Origin of the sequence: Streptomyces sp. NPDC096324, assembly GCF_044763015.1 — a bacterium.
GTDB lineage: Bacteria > Actinomycetota > Actinomycetes > Streptomycetales > Streptomycetaceae > Streptomyces.
In genome coordinates, this window is sequence record NZ_JBIWFK010000019.1 from 1 (window position 1) to 14453 (window position 14453).

Here is a 14453-nt window from a genome sequence, read left to right on the forward strand (position 1 = left end):
CACGGGCTCTGGCAGAAACTGGGCACGAGAACGGGCCCTGACCGATTTACCTGGTCAGGGCCCGTTCACCTGCGGTGGGTGTGGGATTTGAACCCTCGGTGACTCGCGCCACGACGGTTTTCAAGACCGCGTACGGCTGGACTCGCCCTTAGCGCTCCGCCGACCTAGTGCCCCCCGCTGCCCGGGGTGATGCCGGCGGGGCCCACGACGAAGGGCTGACAGGCGAGTGCCTTGTCAACGATCTCTGAGGGTGACAGTTCCGGATCCGCGAAAAAGATCAGGTCCGTGATGTGATCACACCCCAGCCCACGCTTCAGCAACTCAAGTTGCTGGTATTCCGTTTCGTCGTCCTCCACGAACTCCAGGTTCGTGATCCTCGTTATGAGGTCTTCCGCTTCCTCACGGCCAAGGTGCGTCCGCTTCATAGCCGTGCCTCTCTCGCTGGGCTCTGTGGAGCGAAAGTACAGCAGCGAGGTACAGCAACCATCGCGACCGGACCCAACCGTCAACGGCCCCGCGTGACCGTCTGACCAGCCGAGCAGACCTCAGCGACCGTCGTGCCCATAGTTCGCATCGAGGGGCACGGGGAAGCGCGACCGTCGTAGTGGTGTCACTCCTTCGGTGCACAATGCCGTCCATGAGCGAGCGCTACGAGGTCGTCCTTTCCTGCTACCTGCGCGACGACACCCCCGAATGGGTCATGGCCGCCTTGCGGTGGCACTTGGGCATGGACGCCGATTTCCCCGAAGGTCTCGACAATCAAGACGAGTTTCTGCACCCACTGCTAGTCCCCGACAACGACGCCAACCGCCGGGTGCCCGGCGGAGACATCGTGTCCCTGCGTCGCGAGGTGCAAGAGTTCACGAGTTCCGGGGAGAGGTACGAGTGGGAGCTTTTCGCACGCAACCACTGGATCGACGATTCCATGTACTACCTCCGGGGCTTGTTGGACCTGCTCGCCCCACAAATCGCGCAGCCCGGTTATGGGGGCCACTTCCGTCACATATCCGACACCGAAGTAGTTGTCTTCGACTTCCGTGATGGGGCATACGAGCCCATCAAGATATGGGGTGTCGACCCGCGGTGACAGGGCGGCAAAGAGTTCGCGCCCCGCGTGCCCCATCGGAGGCAGTCAGCGGAGAAACAGGGCCAGCCGCTCCAGGACGAAGAGCGGTCGTGCCACATCCGTGCCAGAACGGGCGGGGAGTCACGGGGAATCGGGGTACACCGAGGCGCGTGCCACCGGACTGTACTCAAGGCGGGGAACCCGCAGGTCACACCGCGAGTCACCCCACCTCGCTCCTAAAGCGGTGATTGCTCACCCGGCTGGCGTACGCCAGTGCAAGCCACCAGTGCGCCGCCGTCTTCGGTGAGGAAGAGCATGAAGATCCACGCTCGATCGACAGCTGTGATCTGCCCGAGGCGCACCAGCTTGTCGTGGCGCCCAAGAAGCTGCACCGCTCGTTCCAGCCCCAGAGTCTCGATACCCTTCCGCCGCGTGTGGCGAATTCTTCGGGCATAGATCCCGGCAAGCCGCTCTGCGGGAACAGCGCCATCCCACACAACATGAGTAGCGTCGGCGCGGAGGGCGGCCAGAGCAGCCACGGACGCCTCGTCGTCCCCGACCAGCAGTCGCATCAACAGATGCCGTTCCATAGTCACCCCCGCTGGGATCCTGCAATACAGCAGTCAAGTACAGCAACCACAGCAACCGGCCCCGCCCGCCGGTGGCCCTTTCGGAACTTGGGTCGACCTGAATGACCACCTCTGGCCCATCTGGCTATAGCTATGGATCAGGTGTTGCCACTGCTCCGTAGCTCTTCCTTTCGCCGGCGTGCGTAGCCCTCCAGGTCCTGCTTGATGGCCATGATGTCCTCGACGCGGATGCGGATCGGTCCGCAGTGCAGTGCATCGCAGGAGCGGGGAAAACTGCCGTCGATGAGGGAGACGCCGCTGAGTACGATGCCCGCCACCTCATCAACCGCGGTGCACAGCACCGGATGGAACGAGCAGTCCTCGTAGATGTCGCCCACCTGGATGTCGTTCGGATTGCCAGGGTCTGGTGTCTCGCTCATGGGGAGCACCGTCTCAGTTTCCGTCTCATTCAGCGACGTTCAGGCCCGTCCAGGAGGGGCCGGAAGCGAGAGGACGCCCGTCGATCAACCGCATGCGAACGCAGGTGAACGAGCCCGGACAGAGCTCCGGGCAGCACCAACAGACTTGGAAAGCGTGCGCCCGCGGTGCTTGATGGTCCCCGAGTACGCCATGCTTGAGCATGGCCCCTGAACCCAACGCTGCTCCGTCGATGACCACCCACGTAAGTGCGGTGGCCGACGGAACCACCAGAGTCTTCACGTGGGAGGAAGGCGCACGCATCAAGGTCCGCAACTTGGGCAGCGAGATCGTCATCGAGGCCAACGCAGCCGGACTGAAGACCCTGGCCAGCCACCTCCTCACTCTCGCCCAGGACGGCACACCGGACGGCGCTCATCTCCACCTGGAGGAGAACAACGGGCTCGAAGAAGGCTCTGTGGGACTGGTCTTGGAGCGGTGCGACGACGAATGACTCGTGCCAGACCCGTGCCAGATCGTGCGGGGAATCACGGGGAACAGCGGGGAACCCGTCGACCGTCCACCAGGCGTCTGCATCTCTCCGCCGCAGGTCAGGCCCGGAGACAGCCCTCAATACCCTTAGCTTCCCAAGCTGAGAGTGCGAGTTCGATTCTCGTCACCCGCTCCATGTGAAACCCCCAGGTCGATGACCCGGGGGTTCTTTGTTGTCCAAACCAATAGGCGGGCGCGACCACCGTTGCGCGGGACGGGCGGCGCGCACGAGCGCGGCCCCGACCCGATCGGCCGGTGCTCCCCCCGCCACCGTGCGGGCGGACGGGGGAGCTTCACGGCATCCGGGCGGTCGTCCGGATCAGCGTGTCAACGTGTGACCATGACCGCATCCAGGTGCACGGTGGAGCGGCCCGCCGAGCTGCCGGCCAGCACCTTCAACTGCACCTTGTGGCCGGTGATCTTCGTGCCGAGCGTGTACGTGAACACCACCTTCCGGTAGCCCGTCGTCGGGGCGTAGGTGTTCACCGTTCCGACGGTGACCCCGTCGACAAGCACCGCGAAGCGGCCGCCGTTCGACTTGCGGGTCGCCACGATCCGGAGCTTCGTCCCGTCACCCGTGAGGGACACCGTGGCGCCCTTCGCGGAAGACAGCCGCTCGGTCCTGGCCCAGGCCGACGTCACCGCCGCCGATGTCCAGGTCCCCTTGTAGGTCAGCAGCGAGGACCGGTCGTCGATCGGCACGCCCGTCGCGGCCGCCGCGCTCCACGCCCCGGTCCGACCGGCGTCGTCGTGGGCCCGTACGTAGAAGCGGTACGTCAGACCGGACTTCGGCGTCACCGGGCTGCCGGACGCGCCGAACGCCGCCGACTTGGCCGTGGTGCGGGTGCGCCACGTCTGGAGCGAACCCAGCGTCCATACGCCCGTGCTGCCGCGGGTGGCGACCCGCCAGCCGACGTCGTACGACGTCACGCCCACCGTCTTCGCCGCCCAACCGACCGGGATCACCGCGCCGGTCGAGCCGTCACTGGCGAGAACGGGTGCGGTGACGGACGCGGCGGGAACGCTCCTGCGCAGGGTGACCGTGCCGCTCAGGGCGGCCGCAGGTTCGTCCGTCACTGTGTCCTTCGCGGTGAGCGTCCAGGCGTAGGCGCCCTCGGCGACCGCCGTGCCCCCGGTGTTCCTGCCGTCCCAGGCCGGGGCGACGCTCCCGCCCGGTGCCGTCCCGGTCAGGGTGCGCACCGAGGTGCTGCCGGACTTGAGGGTCAGCGTCCAGGTCACCGGCCGGTCGTACGTCCAGGTGGGCGCCCAGGTGTCGGCCGAGCCGTCACCGTTCGGGCTGAACCCGGCCGGGACGGAGGCGGAATCGGCGGAGGGGGACGGGACGCCCGCCCACACCGTGTGGGTGACGCCGTCGGCGTCCATCCAGGCGGCCCACGGCGCGTCACGGTCCAGGGCCCAGCGCTCGGCGGCGGCGGTGTTCGCCGTCGATGGAAGGGTGAACAGCGGCCGTACGGTGGCGCCGGTCACCTCCAGCGCCCGGGCGTTCACGGTGATGCCCGGGCCGGTGTTCCTCGTGAAGGTGTACAGCGTGCCCGCCCCGAGAACCGGGGTCATGACGGAGGAGTCCACCGGTGTACGGGTGGTGGTCGTGCCCGTCCTGATCAGCAGCCCCTGCTCGGAGCCGGCGCCGCACGTCGTCAGCAGAATCCACGAGCCGCGGACCTGGAGGCCTCCGGGCAGACAGTCCACCGTGGTGACGGTGGCCGTGGTGCCGGTCGCCAGGTCGGTCCGCCGGATGGACCAGCCGGACGGGCCGTTCTTCACCGAGGTGTAGACGGCGCCTCCGTACAGGACCGAGCCGTCGGGCACGCGCTCGCTCTTGCCGGTCGCGACGGTGTAGAGCAGCAGGGTGTTGTTGTAGACGGTCGTCCTGTCCGACAACAGGAAGTGGTCACCGTCGAAGTCCCTGACCTGATCGGTCGAGATGTCACCCAGGTCCAGGGGCACGCCGGTCGGCTTCCCGTTGTCGTAGACCTGGTAGGCGCCGCCCTGCTCGACCAGCACCCGGTGCCCGGCGGCGGCCAGTGTCTGATGCACGACGCCGGTCGAATAGGCCAGGACACGGGACGGCTTGGCCGCCGAGGCTCCGGACGGGCCGACCGTGAGACCGGAGGAGAGCAGCACACCGGTGCCGCGGGAGGAGTCGTCGGCGGTGTAGAGGGTGCCGCCGGACAGGGCCAGGGCATCCAGGCGCGCCGGGCCGGCAGGGATCGTCGAGGCGTCGCCGGCGGCCTTGGACACCCGGCCGTCGATGAGGGTCTGGACGGCCGCGTCCTTGTCCGGCCGGTACAGCGACGCGCGCATCCGGCCGTCGTCGCCGACCGATATGTCACGGAACGTGCCGTCGAGGTCGGCGGCGGCGGTGGAGCCGTCCCGGGACGTCGCGTACAGCTCGTTGCCCTCGGCGCTCCACTTGTACCAGGCCAGGGTGTCGTCGCTGATCCAGCGGGCCTTGTCGGTGGGCAGGGTGACGGTCGCCGGTCCGTCGGCGGCCGCGGATCGCCGCCACTCGGTCAGGGTCGCGCCGTCGATGACGCCGAAGTGGGAGGGGGTGAACTCCAGTCCCTGCGGCAGTTGGTCGGTGTCGGGCTCGGCGACGGTGACCGTCGTGCCGGTGGCGAAGTCGACGTAGTCGATCCGGTGACCCCAGCCGGGGGCGGTCCGCCGCAGAACCAGCGCGCCGTCGGCGTCCGACGCCAGCACCTCGTACTGCTCGTCGTCGGACAACAGGGTGCGGTCGCCGTCGGAGGTGCGCAGCACCAGCCGCACGCGGTACGCCGAGTCGCCGTCCTCGTAGGCCTGTTGGACGAGGATGCCGTCGCCGGCCTGGGCGCGGTAGCGCTCGTCGAGTGAGTTGCCGGATCTGTCATAGGCGACGGCGAGCGTCTCTCGGACGCCCGTGTCGAGGTGGCGCAGGGTCACGTGGTCGGCGAGGTCGCCGTTGGGGTTGGTCGAGGTGGCGGTCGCCACCACGGAGCCCTGCACGGACACGGCATCGGGCTGGGCGGATTCGGCGGTGTCCGCCAGTGCCCCGAGGTCTTGCGGGGTGCCGCCCGCCACGGACAACCAGCCGTGCGGCAGCCTGTCGGCGGACGTGCTCTGCTGCCAGACGACCGCCTGACCGGACCCCGACACATGGTCGGCCTGCGGTACGGACGTGGTCCGGGCCGGCAGCGAGGCCGTCACTCCGGCGGTGGCCGCGGCGGCGGGAAGCAGCGCGACCGACCCGGTGAGGACCAGCGCGCCGGCAACGGCCGCGGACAGGGCGACGTGACGCGTGTGTGAGGGCATGGGGCCGCTTCCTCCTGAACGTAAGGGCGGGATCATCGCACACAGGCCAGAGGCACATACGCCCAGGTAGGAGTCGGTGGCATCGTCGCGATGCGGTCCCCTCCCCGCCCGCTTCGACGCAAAGGCGGCGTCTGGGCCGACGGCTCTCTTCCGATGTCGTTTCCTTCAGAGCTGGAACCCCCGGAAGCCGGCCGCGCGCTCGGGGCCGATCACCCCGGTGAGGCGCCACGCCCTCGCATCGCCCGGCCTTCCGTCACCGCGCCTGAGCGAAGGCGCCGGGCCGGCCGGCCGGGGTCCTCGCCGGGGCCGCTATCGGCTTCTTGCCGAAGTAGACCCAGGCCAGGGTGGCGACGGCCGAGCCGTTGAGCAGGAAGAGCAGCCACAGCAGCTTCGGTACGAAGCGGACGCGGTCCGCGGGGGTGCGGGCGCAGTCGATCAGACCCCACAGCCAGATGGCGACCCCCAGGGAGATCAGCACGAGGATCGGCAAGTCCATCATGTCCAGCATCCGTCTTCTCCTTGCTCGGGCTCGGGCTCGGACCTCAGGCTCGGGCTCCGCTCGGGAGCCCCGTTCACCCCCTCATCGGACGAGCCCCTCCGATCGGTTCACGGACACGTCGGCCGAGGGGGCGGGACGGCCGGGCCGGGGGCGCGGTCCGGTGTCCGTCCGGCCCCGAGCCCTGGGCCGTTCGGCCCTATCGGCGCCGGGCGGCGAAGTGATCTTCTGACCTGGCGGCCGGGTGCCCCCGCCCACCCAACTCCCGTTCCCCCGTACGGGATGGGCCGGAGCACTCGGTACGCGCCAAGAACGGCTCCGGCCGGTACGGACCGCACCGGCCGAGTGAAGGTTGCCGAAGAACAGCCGGTCCTCAGGGAGGCTCCCTTGCGGCGCAGCTTCGTCTCGCTCTTCATGGTGCTGGCGATCGGCGGCACGATCGGCTCACTCGCGTACCCGGTGTTCTACTCGTACCCCCACCGTTTCGACGCGGTGAAGGCCGCCATCGCCGACCCCGGCCCCCTGGTGAGCACGCCCTGGGGACCGCTGAGCGCCGCCGACCGCGACCTCGTCGTGCAGGTGGAGCTGGACGGGCTGTGGGAGACGTCCGCGGGCCGGCAGGCGGTCGAGAAGGCCCCCACGAAGGAGATCAAGGACGCGGGCGGCCAACTGGTGACCGGCCACACCGCCCTCGACGAGCGGGTCCGCACGGTGGCGGAGGACCTCGCCATCACCCTGCCGACCCAGCCGACCTCGGAACAGCAGGGCTGGCTGGCGCAGTTGACGGCGGCTCAGGACGGTGAGTACCGGCAGCTCTTCGCGAATCTGCTGCGCGAGGAGCACGGCAGGATCTTCCAGCAGCTCGCGCAGGTGCGCAGCAGCACGCGCAACACGCTGGTCCGGGACCTGGCCACGGTCACCAATCGGACCGAGCTCGCCCACATCTCGGCGCTGGAGAAGACCGGGTACGTCGACTTCGACACCGTCGCGCGGAACGCGACGGCGTCTCCGGCCTCGACCCCGACCGTGCTTCCGGCGCCGTCGGCGCCGTGAGTTCCGGCGCGCCCCGCACGGGCGGGGCGCGCGGTGCGCGCCAGGAGCCGGGGAAGGCCGAACGGGCGGTTCAGGGTGCGATCGAGCAGTTTCCCCAGGCGGTGGCCAGGGCGTCGGGTATCGCCGGGATGTCGCCGCAGCCGTGCGGAGCGACGGGGAATCCGTCGGTCGCGACGTAGACCCAGCCGCCGCCCGCGTCGCGGAAGTACTTGGTGACGCTTCCCTCGTCCTGCATGCCCACGAGTTCCGCCTGGGTGGCGCCCGCGAAGGGCTGGAAGCGGGTGGCGGCGTAGCGGACGGTGCCGCACTGGCCGTAGAAGAAGACGTGCGGGACCGGCCCTATGTGTTCGAAGTGGGTGACGTCGTGCCGGTACGTCCGGGTCACGTCGGCCTTCACGGCGTCACCGGCGGTCAGGTTGCGGCAGCCCGCGACGGCGGTGGGCGTGCGGTCGGCCGGGGTGCCGGCCCGCTCCGTGGCCCGCTCCGTGGCCCGCTTCGGGGAGCCGGTGGCCGAGCCGTGCGACGGCGTTCCCGTGACGGCGGGACTCAACGAGGGTGACGTGGCCCCGGTGGCGGACGCCGACGGTTCGGCCGCTCCGGCCGAGGCGGCCGCGGAGGAACCGGGGGTATCGGCGGCGGAGCCTGCGCCCGCCGTGTCCTGGCACCCCGTCAGCAACATGATCCCGCCCGCCAGCGCCAGCGCCGACGTACGTCTGAGACCGGCCATGACTCATCCTCTTCTCGATCGACGAACTCGTGGTCACCCCCTGTGTGACCACGGCGGACGGCCCCCGCGCACGGGGCCGTCGGCTCTGCACCACAGGACAGCACGGGGCGGCCCGGCAGTTGCACGGGGAGGCACGCGGGACGGTCTCGATTCCGCATACGTGCCGTGCGGTCCGTGGCGTCGCCGGAGGCTTCGAGAACGGCGGGAACGGCCTCGTCGCCGGTGCCGGCACGGGCTCGATTTTCGTCACACGGTCCGGACCCCGCCGTACGACCCCCGACAGATACTCTGCCGCCCGAGCCGGCCGATATCTGTAGCAGCGACATGAGAAACCGGCGCGGGGCACGATGAGAATTTCTTGATCGACAGATGGGCCGAGATTTTCCGCGGCGCGCAATCGACCGCGCCATGCTACTGTCGATAGCAGTTGCAGTTGTGGTTGTGGTTCCCAAAACTTGTGAACATCCACCCTGTCCTTACCGGGTGGAGTTCTTTTGTGTCTCCGGTCGTTTTCCGGCGGGGCAATCATCACGGCGACGCGGGATCCGCACAGTGTGGATCCCCAGCACCGTCCCGAAGGAGAATTGACATGGCTACTGGCACCGTGAAGTGGTTCAACGCGGAAAAGGGCTTCGGCTTCATCGAGCAGGACGGCGGCGGCGCCGACGTCTTCGCCCACTACTCGAACATCGCCAGCTCCGGCTTCCGTGAGCTCCAGGAGGGCCAGAAGGTCTCCTTCGACATCGCGCAGGGCCAGAAGGGCCCGACGGCGGAGAACATCGTTTCCGCCTGACACCGGCACGCACGGCGAAGCTGGGGCCCGCACCTTGGGGTGCGGGCCCCAGCTCGCCGCATTTTCGGCACACAGCCGTCCCGGCGGACCACGGCGAGTTCGGCCCCGACCGCACTTCCGGTTCCGGATGACCTTTCCGCCGTGTTGTTTCCCGACCTCCTCCCACCGACGCCAGAGGTCCACGCCCGGTCGACCGCCCGGCCCACGCCCGATCCACTCGTGATCCGCTCCTGAGGCCCGCCGGTCCGATCCGGGTCGCCACCCGTTCCGCGTCCGGACCGTTCCCGCTCGACGCTCGTTCCGGTCCGCGCTCGGTTCTTTTTTCTCACCACCCGTCATTCCCCCTGTTTCCGGGATGTCGCCGCTTTCCAGGCATCATCCCGTGAGAATTCCGCACCGATCACCTTCGGTACGGAATTACGTTCGGCTCGTTCTCGCAATTCTCTGCGCTGCTCATTAGCTGCGGGAATTCCTTGATACGTGCCCGGTCAAGGAAGGTTCCGCATGAACCGCACACGCACGAACGAACGCTTCACCCGCACCCGCACGGAAGGCGCGGGCAGCCGAAGGAGCGGCGGCCGCTTCGGGGCCGGTTCCACCGGCCGGTCCGGTGCTCCCGGCCGATCCGGCGCTCCCGGCCGGTCAAAGGGCTACGGACGCCAGCAGAACTCGCTGCAGGGCGAGTTCGCACTGCCGGTGACGACCACCCCCGCTCTGCCGGCCGTGGAGGCGTTCGCCGATCTCGACCTGCCGGCCCCGTTGCTGGCGGCGCTCGGCCACGAAGGCGTGTCCGTCCCCTTCCCGATCCAGGCGGCGACCCTGCCGAACACCCTGGCGGGCCGTGACGTACTCGGCCGGGGCCGCACCGGCTCGGGCAAGACCCTGGCCTTCGGCCTCGCGATGCTGGCCCGTACCGCCGGGCAGCGCGCCGAACCCAGGCAGCCGCTGGCCCTGGTCCTCGTGCCGACCCGGGAACTGGCCCAGCAGGTCACCGACGCGCTCACCCCGTACGCCCGATCCCTGCGACTGAGGATGACCACCGTCGTCGGCGGCATGTCGATCGGCCGACAGGCCGGTGCTCTGCGCGGCGGGGCGGAAGTCGTCGTCGCCACCCCGGGCAGGCTCAAGGACCTCATCGAGCGGGGTGACTGCCGGCTGGACCGGGTCGCCATCACCGTCCTCGACGAGGCCGACCAGATGGCCGACATGGGCTTCATGCCCCAGGTCACGGCGCTGCTCGACCAGGTGCGCCCGGACGGGCAGCGGATGCTCTTCTCCGCCACCCTGGACCGCAACGTCGATCTGCTGGTCCGCCGCTACCTGAGCGACCCGGTGGTCCACTCCGTGGACCCGTCCGCGGGCGCGGTCACGACAATGGAGCACCACGTGCTCCACGTGCACGCCGCGGACAAGCACCGCACGACCACCGAGATCGCGGCACGCGACGGCCGGGTGATCATGTTCCTGGACACCAAGCACGCGGTGGACCGGCTGACCGAGCACCTGCTGAACAGCGGGGTGCGCGCCGCGTCCCTGCACGGTGGCAAGTCCCAGCCGCAGCGCACCCGGACCCTGGAGCAGTTCAAGACCGGGCATGTGACGGTCCTGGTGGCGACCAATGTCGCGGCGCGCGGCATCCACGTCGACCAGCTCGACCTCGTGGTCAACGTCGATCCGCCGACCGACCCCAAGGACTATCTGCATCGCGGCGGCCGTACGGCCCGCGCGGGCGAGTCCGGCAGCGTCGTGACCCTGGTGATGCCCAACCAGCGCCGGGACATGAGCCGGCTGATGGCCGCCGCCGGCATCACCCCGCAGACCAGCCAGGTGCGTTCGGGCGAGGAGGAACTGAGCCGCATCACCGGCGCCCAGGCTCCTTCGGGCGTGCCGGTCGTCATCCGCGCGCCGGTGACGGAGCGTCCTCGCCGTGGCGCCTCCGCCGCCTCCCGGGGCCGGCGTGGCCGCTCCGGCCAGGGCCGGTCCACCGGTACCGCCGCACGCCGCTCCGCCCAGCAGTAGTCCGGAACCCGACGGCGGTCGTGGGCCGGGCGAGGACCGGGATCCCGCCCGGCGGCCCAGGCCCACGGCACACCGGTCTCCCGCCCCTTCCCGCCGGCGACGGCGAAACGGGGGCCGAGGACCGGAATCCGCTCTCCGCACCACACCCACCCCGCAGGAGGCACCTTTTGACGCTCGTTCAGATGCAGCCGTGTTCCGTGGGCCTCACGCCGGCCGTCCTCGCCGAGCCGGGGGACCCGTCCGGGCCGCGGGTGCGGGGCGACATGACGGTCGAGGTGGCCCTGGCCGTCATGGCGAGCGCCGGTGTCGGGTGTCTCCTCGTGTGCGACGAGGACGACCAGTACATCGACTCGGTGACCGAGGCCCAGCTCGCCGTCGTGCGCGACGGCTCCGCGTACACGGATCGCGTCCGCGTACGCGATGTCCTCGGCCTCCGTCGCGCCCCGGGCGCTCTCGCGCTCTCCCACTGAGCGTCCCGCCGTCCCCCGGTCCCGGCCTCGGCCGTGACCGGCTCCCTCCCGCCACTTGTGAGGCTCCATGCGCTGTGTCATCGCCCGCTTCCCCTTCGACCTCTCCAAGAGCGGAGTGCTGGAGTCGATGAAGGGGATCAAGCCCGAGCCGATCACGGGTGAGTCCGTGATCATCGGCCGCTGCCACTATCCCGTCAAGCAGGTCGGCGAGGTCATCACCCGCCAGGACCGCCGTGACTTCACGGGTGCGGAAGTCACCCGGGCCATGGCCCGGCTCGGCTTCACCTGCCGGACCCCGGAGACGGCCGCACCCCCGCGCGCGCTCACGCCGCTCCAGAATGCCTCGTCCCTGCTCGGCGGCGCCGAGCCGCTCGGACTCTGAGGACGTCCGCGCACGTCAGGACACCACGAGGGCCCCGCCGACACCGGTCGGCGGGGCCCTCGTCGTTGCGTGCCGTGAAATCCCTACGCCTCGAACACTCAAAATCTGATGTCGCCACAGTAGACATCGATGGGTCGTGTCGTTAGGGTTTTTCGTGCAGACATCGTCGTTCCGGCGTCCTTCGACACCGGCTCGGCAAGCGTTGGATCCAGAGGAAGGACCGAGGAAGCAGACGCCATCAGGATCGCCCGGCCCGTGACGCATCCCGGTACGGGTGAGGCACGAACCCGGAATGGAAGGTGGTTCCAGGTCACGCGTACACGATCCCCGCTCACCCGCCCGTCGCTCGGGCCCGGTAGCGGAAAGAGAACGTCGGCTCCGCAGTAGAGCCGGCGGATGGTGTTCAATTCCCTCGGGGCCCTGGTGCCGTACGGCATCGGGGCCCCTCGACGCGTGCACAACGAGGTGAAATGACAGCGGACACTCCACTCAGTGGTCGTCTCGACGACGACGACTATCCCGCGTACACGATGGGCAGGGCCGCCGAGATGCTCGGCACGACACCCGGCTTCCTCCGGGCCATCGGTGAGGCCCGGCTGATCACTCCGCTCCGCTCGGAGGGCGGCCACCGTCGCTACTCCCGCTACCAGCTGAGGATCGCCGCCCGCGCGCGGGAACTCGTCGACCGGGGGACCCCGATCGAGGCCGCTTGTCGCATCGTCATTCTCGAGGACCAGTTGGAGGAAGCTCAGCGCATCAACGCCGAGTACCGGCGCGCCGCTCAAGCGGCACCGGGCGGAGCCGGCGCGGGCTGACCCGGGTCGGGGATCGCGTTGACACGGGGGGTCGCCCGGCGTTGACTGACAGACGGCGTACAGCCCATTCCTCCGGTGACCGTGGCGGCCGTGATCACCACGGTGACGCCCTTCCGGAGCGCCCCGCCCGATCGGCACCGCCGATCGACACCACCGGTCGTCGCCACCGGATCGCCCTGCGCGCCCGGCCGGTCCGACGCACAGGAAGCGGCACACGATGATGTACGACCAGTCACGCGCCCAGCAGCCCCCGGACAGGCGGCCCGGTTCGGCCGGACGCCCTGCGCCGGGCCCGGAACCGCTGCTCGGGGCGGACGAGCGGGCCGAACTCACCGGGCGGCTCAACCACGCGCTCAACACGTTCGCGCACAGCCCGCTCGAAGCGCTGGAAGAGGCCGAGACCGCGTTCGACGAGGCCGCGGCTCAGCTCATGGGCGCCCTCACGGAACGACGGCGCGCCCTCCACGCGGGCTGGCACGGCCAGGACCCGGAGACCCATGGCGAGGAACTGCGCCACGCGCTGCGGCAGTACCGCGAGATGACCCAGCGGCTGCTGCGCATGTGAGCACGCGCCGCTCCCCGGTCCGTGCCGCTCCCGCTCCCGGTCCCGGTCCCGGTCCCGGTCCAAGCCACCTCCCGATCCGCGCCCCGGGTTCCTGCCCTCGGTCACCCGACCGGCGCGGCCCCGGGTTCTTACGGTCCGGTGACGTGGCGGGCGTGGTGCTGCCGCCGGACCCGGTGGCCGTCCTAGCGTGCGTTCCATGCGTGTACTGGTCACCGGCGGTGCCGGGTTCATCGGACGTCACATCGTCGCGGCCCTGCGGGCGCGAGGGCACGAGGCGGTCGTGTTCGACCTGCGGGACGGACACGACGTGCGGGACGCCGAAGCCGTCGCGGGAGCGTTGGCCGGCGTGGACGCTGTGTGCCATCAGGCCGCGATGGTGGGTCTCGGCGCCGGCTTCGCCGACGCGGTCGCCTACGTGTCGCGCAACGACCTCGGCACGGCGGTGCTGCTCACCGGGATGGCGGACGCGGGCCTACGACGGCTCGTGCTCGCCGGTTCGATGGTTGTGTACGGGGAAGGGCGGTACGCCTGCGAACGGCACGGCGTGGTCCGGCCCGGGCCGCGGGCAGTCGCCGATCTGGACGCGGGACGCTTCGAGCCCGGATGCCCGCGCTGCGGTGCGGAGTTGACGCCCGGACTGGTGGGTGAGGACGCTCCGCTCGATCCGCGCAACGTGTACGCGACGACCAAGCTGGCCCAGGAACACCTCGCGGCGGCGTGGGCCCGCTCCACCGCCGGCACCGCGGTGTCACTGCGCTATCACAACGTCTACGGCCCCGGGATGCCCCGCGACACCCCGTACGCGGGCGTCGCCTCCTTCTTCCGTTCCGCGCTCGCCCGCGGTGAGGCCCCGAGGGTCTTCGAGGACGGCGGACAGCGGCGGGACTTCGTCCATGTGGCCGACGTGGCCGCCGCCAACGTGGCGGCTCTCGAGGCGAGTTCGCCGGACGGCTCGCTCGCCGTCTACAACACCGGCAGCGGCGAGCCCCGTACGGTCGGCGAGATGGCCCGGGCGCTGGCCGACGCGTACGGGGGCCCCGAGCCGGTCGTGACGGGGGAGTACCGGCTGGGCGACGTACGGCACGTCACCGCGGACTCGGCCCGGCTGCGGGCGGAGCTGGGGTGGCGTCCGGAGATCGGGTTCGCCGAGGGGATGAAGGAGTTCGCGACGGCTCCGACGGCCGGGGAGTAGGGTTCCGCCGGCCGGGGAGTTGGGC

At 70.0% G+C, this 14453-nt stretch carries 16 protein-coding genes; 10 read left to right on the top strand and 6 right to left on the bottom strand.

Annotation, left to right across the window (positions count from 1 at the left end):
* Positions 1-164 precede the first annotated feature (164 nt).
* Positions 165-425 carry a hypothetical protein gene (locus ACIQ7M_RS35905; protein ID WP_403652065.1) on the bottom strand — a complete coding sequence of 87 codons (261 nt, stop codon included), beginning with the start codon at positions 423-425 and terminating at the stop codon, positions 165-167.
* 212 nt (positions 426-637) lie between these two features.
* Here ACIQ7M_RS35905 and ACIQ7M_RS35910 point away from each other — a divergent pair, with 212 nt between their 5' ends.
* Positions 638-1087, top strand: a complete 450-nt coding sequence (locus tag ACIQ7M_RS35910; protein WP_403652068.1) for a hypothetical protein — start codon at positions 638-640, stop codon at positions 1085-1087.
* Between the two features lie 215 nt (positions 1088-1302).
* Here the strand turns inward: ACIQ7M_RS35910 and ACIQ7M_RS35915 are convergent, their stop codons facing one another.
* Positions 1303-1656, bottom strand: a complete 354-nt coding sequence (locus ACIQ7M_RS35915; protein WP_403652070.1) for a hypothetical protein — start codon at positions 1654-1656, stop codon at positions 1303-1305.
* Between the two features lie 137 nt (positions 1657-1793).
* Positions 1794-2075, bottom strand: a complete 282-nt coding sequence (locus ACIQ7M_RS35920) for a hypothetical protein (protein ID WP_403652073.1) — start codon at positions 2073-2075, stop codon at positions 1794-1796.
* Between the two features lie 230 nt (positions 2076-2305).
* Between ACIQ7M_RS35920 and ACIQ7M_RS35925 the strand changes: the two genes are divergently transcribed.
* Positions 2306-2566, top strand: coding sequence for a hypothetical protein (locus tag ACIQ7M_RS35925; protein ID WP_403652075.1), 261 nt, complete (start codon positions 2306-2308; stop codon positions 2564-2566).
* A 365-nt stretch (positions 2567-2931) separates the two neighbouring features.
* Here the strand turns inward: ACIQ7M_RS35925 and ACIQ7M_RS35930 are convergent, their stop codons facing one another.
* Together ACIQ7M_RS35930 and ACIQ7M_RS35935 are read right to left on the bottom strand one after the other, a co-directional pair.
* A complete protein-coding gene (locus tag ACIQ7M_RS35930; protein WP_403652077.1) occupies positions 2932-5916 on the bottom strand; it encodes a hypothetical protein in 2985 nt (994 codons plus the stop codon).
* Positions 5917-6169: 253 nt separating this feature from the next.
* Positions 6170-6424, bottom strand: coding sequence for a hypothetical protein (locus tag ACIQ7M_RS35935; protein ID WP_386988629.1), 255 nt, complete (start codon positions 6422-6424; stop codon positions 6170-6172).
* 375 nt (positions 6425-6799) lie between these two features.
* Between ACIQ7M_RS35935 and ACIQ7M_RS35940 the strand changes: the two genes are divergently transcribed.
* On the top strand, positions 6800-7465 hold the full coding sequence (locus tag ACIQ7M_RS35940) for a DUF4142 domain-containing protein (RefSeq protein ID WP_403652080.1): 666 nt from the start codon (positions 6800-6802) through the stop codon (positions 7463-7465).
* A gap of 70 nt (positions 7466-7535) precedes the next feature.
* Here the strand turns inward: ACIQ7M_RS35940 and ACIQ7M_RS35945 are convergent, their stop codons facing one another.
* Positions 7536-8192, bottom strand: a complete 657-nt coding sequence (locus tag ACIQ7M_RS35945; protein ID WP_403652083.1) for a hypothetical protein — start codon at positions 8190-8192, stop codon at positions 7536-7538.
* A 589-nt stretch (positions 8193-8781) separates the two neighbouring features.
* On the opposite strand from ACIQ7M_RS35945, the gene ACIQ7M_RS35950 reads away from it, so the two are divergent.
* The 7 genes from ACIQ7M_RS35950 to ACIQ7M_RS35980 all read left to right on the top strand — a co-directional run bounded on the left by ACIQ7M_RS35950 (position 8782) and on the right by ACIQ7M_RS35980 (position 14428).
* The gene (locus ACIQ7M_RS35950) at positions 8782-8985 is read left to right on the top strand and encodes a cold-shock protein (protein WP_103550103.1); all 204 of its coding nucleotides are present in this window, start codon (positions 8782-8784) and stop codon (positions 8983-8985) included.
* Between the two features lie 504 nt (positions 8986-9489).
* Positions 9490-11004 (top strand): DEAD/DEAH box helicase, encoded by a 1515-nt coding sequence (locus tag ACIQ7M_RS35955; protein ID WP_403652086.1) that lies wholly within the window; start codon positions 9490-9492, stop codon positions 11002-11004.
* 182 nt (positions 11005-11186) lie between these two features.
* Complete coding sequence (locus ACIQ7M_RS35960; protein WP_403652089.1) at positions 11187-11474, top strand: CBS domain-containing protein; 288 nt, start codon at positions 11187-11189, stop codon at positions 11472-11474.
* 67 nt (positions 11475-11541) lie between these two features.
* The gene (locus ACIQ7M_RS35965; RefSeq protein WP_389837969.1) at positions 11542-11856 is read left to right on the top strand and encodes an SCO5918 family protein; all 315 of its coding nucleotides are present in this window, start codon (positions 11542-11544) and stop codon (positions 11854-11856) included.
* A 470-nt stretch (positions 11857-12326) separates the two neighbouring features.
* A complete protein-coding gene (locus tag ACIQ7M_RS35970; RefSeq protein WP_403652093.1) occupies positions 12327-12671 on the top strand; it encodes a MerR family transcriptional regulator in 345 nt (114 codons plus the stop codon).
* Positions 12672-12888: 217 nt separating this feature from the next.
* Positions 12889-13236, top strand: coding sequence for a hypothetical protein (locus ACIQ7M_RS35975; protein ID WP_403652097.1), 348 nt, complete (start codon positions 12889-12891; stop codon positions 13234-13236).
* A gap of 196 nt (positions 13237-13432) precedes the next feature.
* The gene (locus tag ACIQ7M_RS35980) at positions 13433-14428 is read left to right on the top strand and encodes an NAD-dependent epimerase/dehydratase family protein (protein ID WP_403652100.1); all 996 of its coding nucleotides are present in this window, start codon (positions 13433-13435) and stop codon (positions 14426-14428) included.
* The last annotated feature ends 25 nt before the right edge of the window (positions 14429-14453 follow it).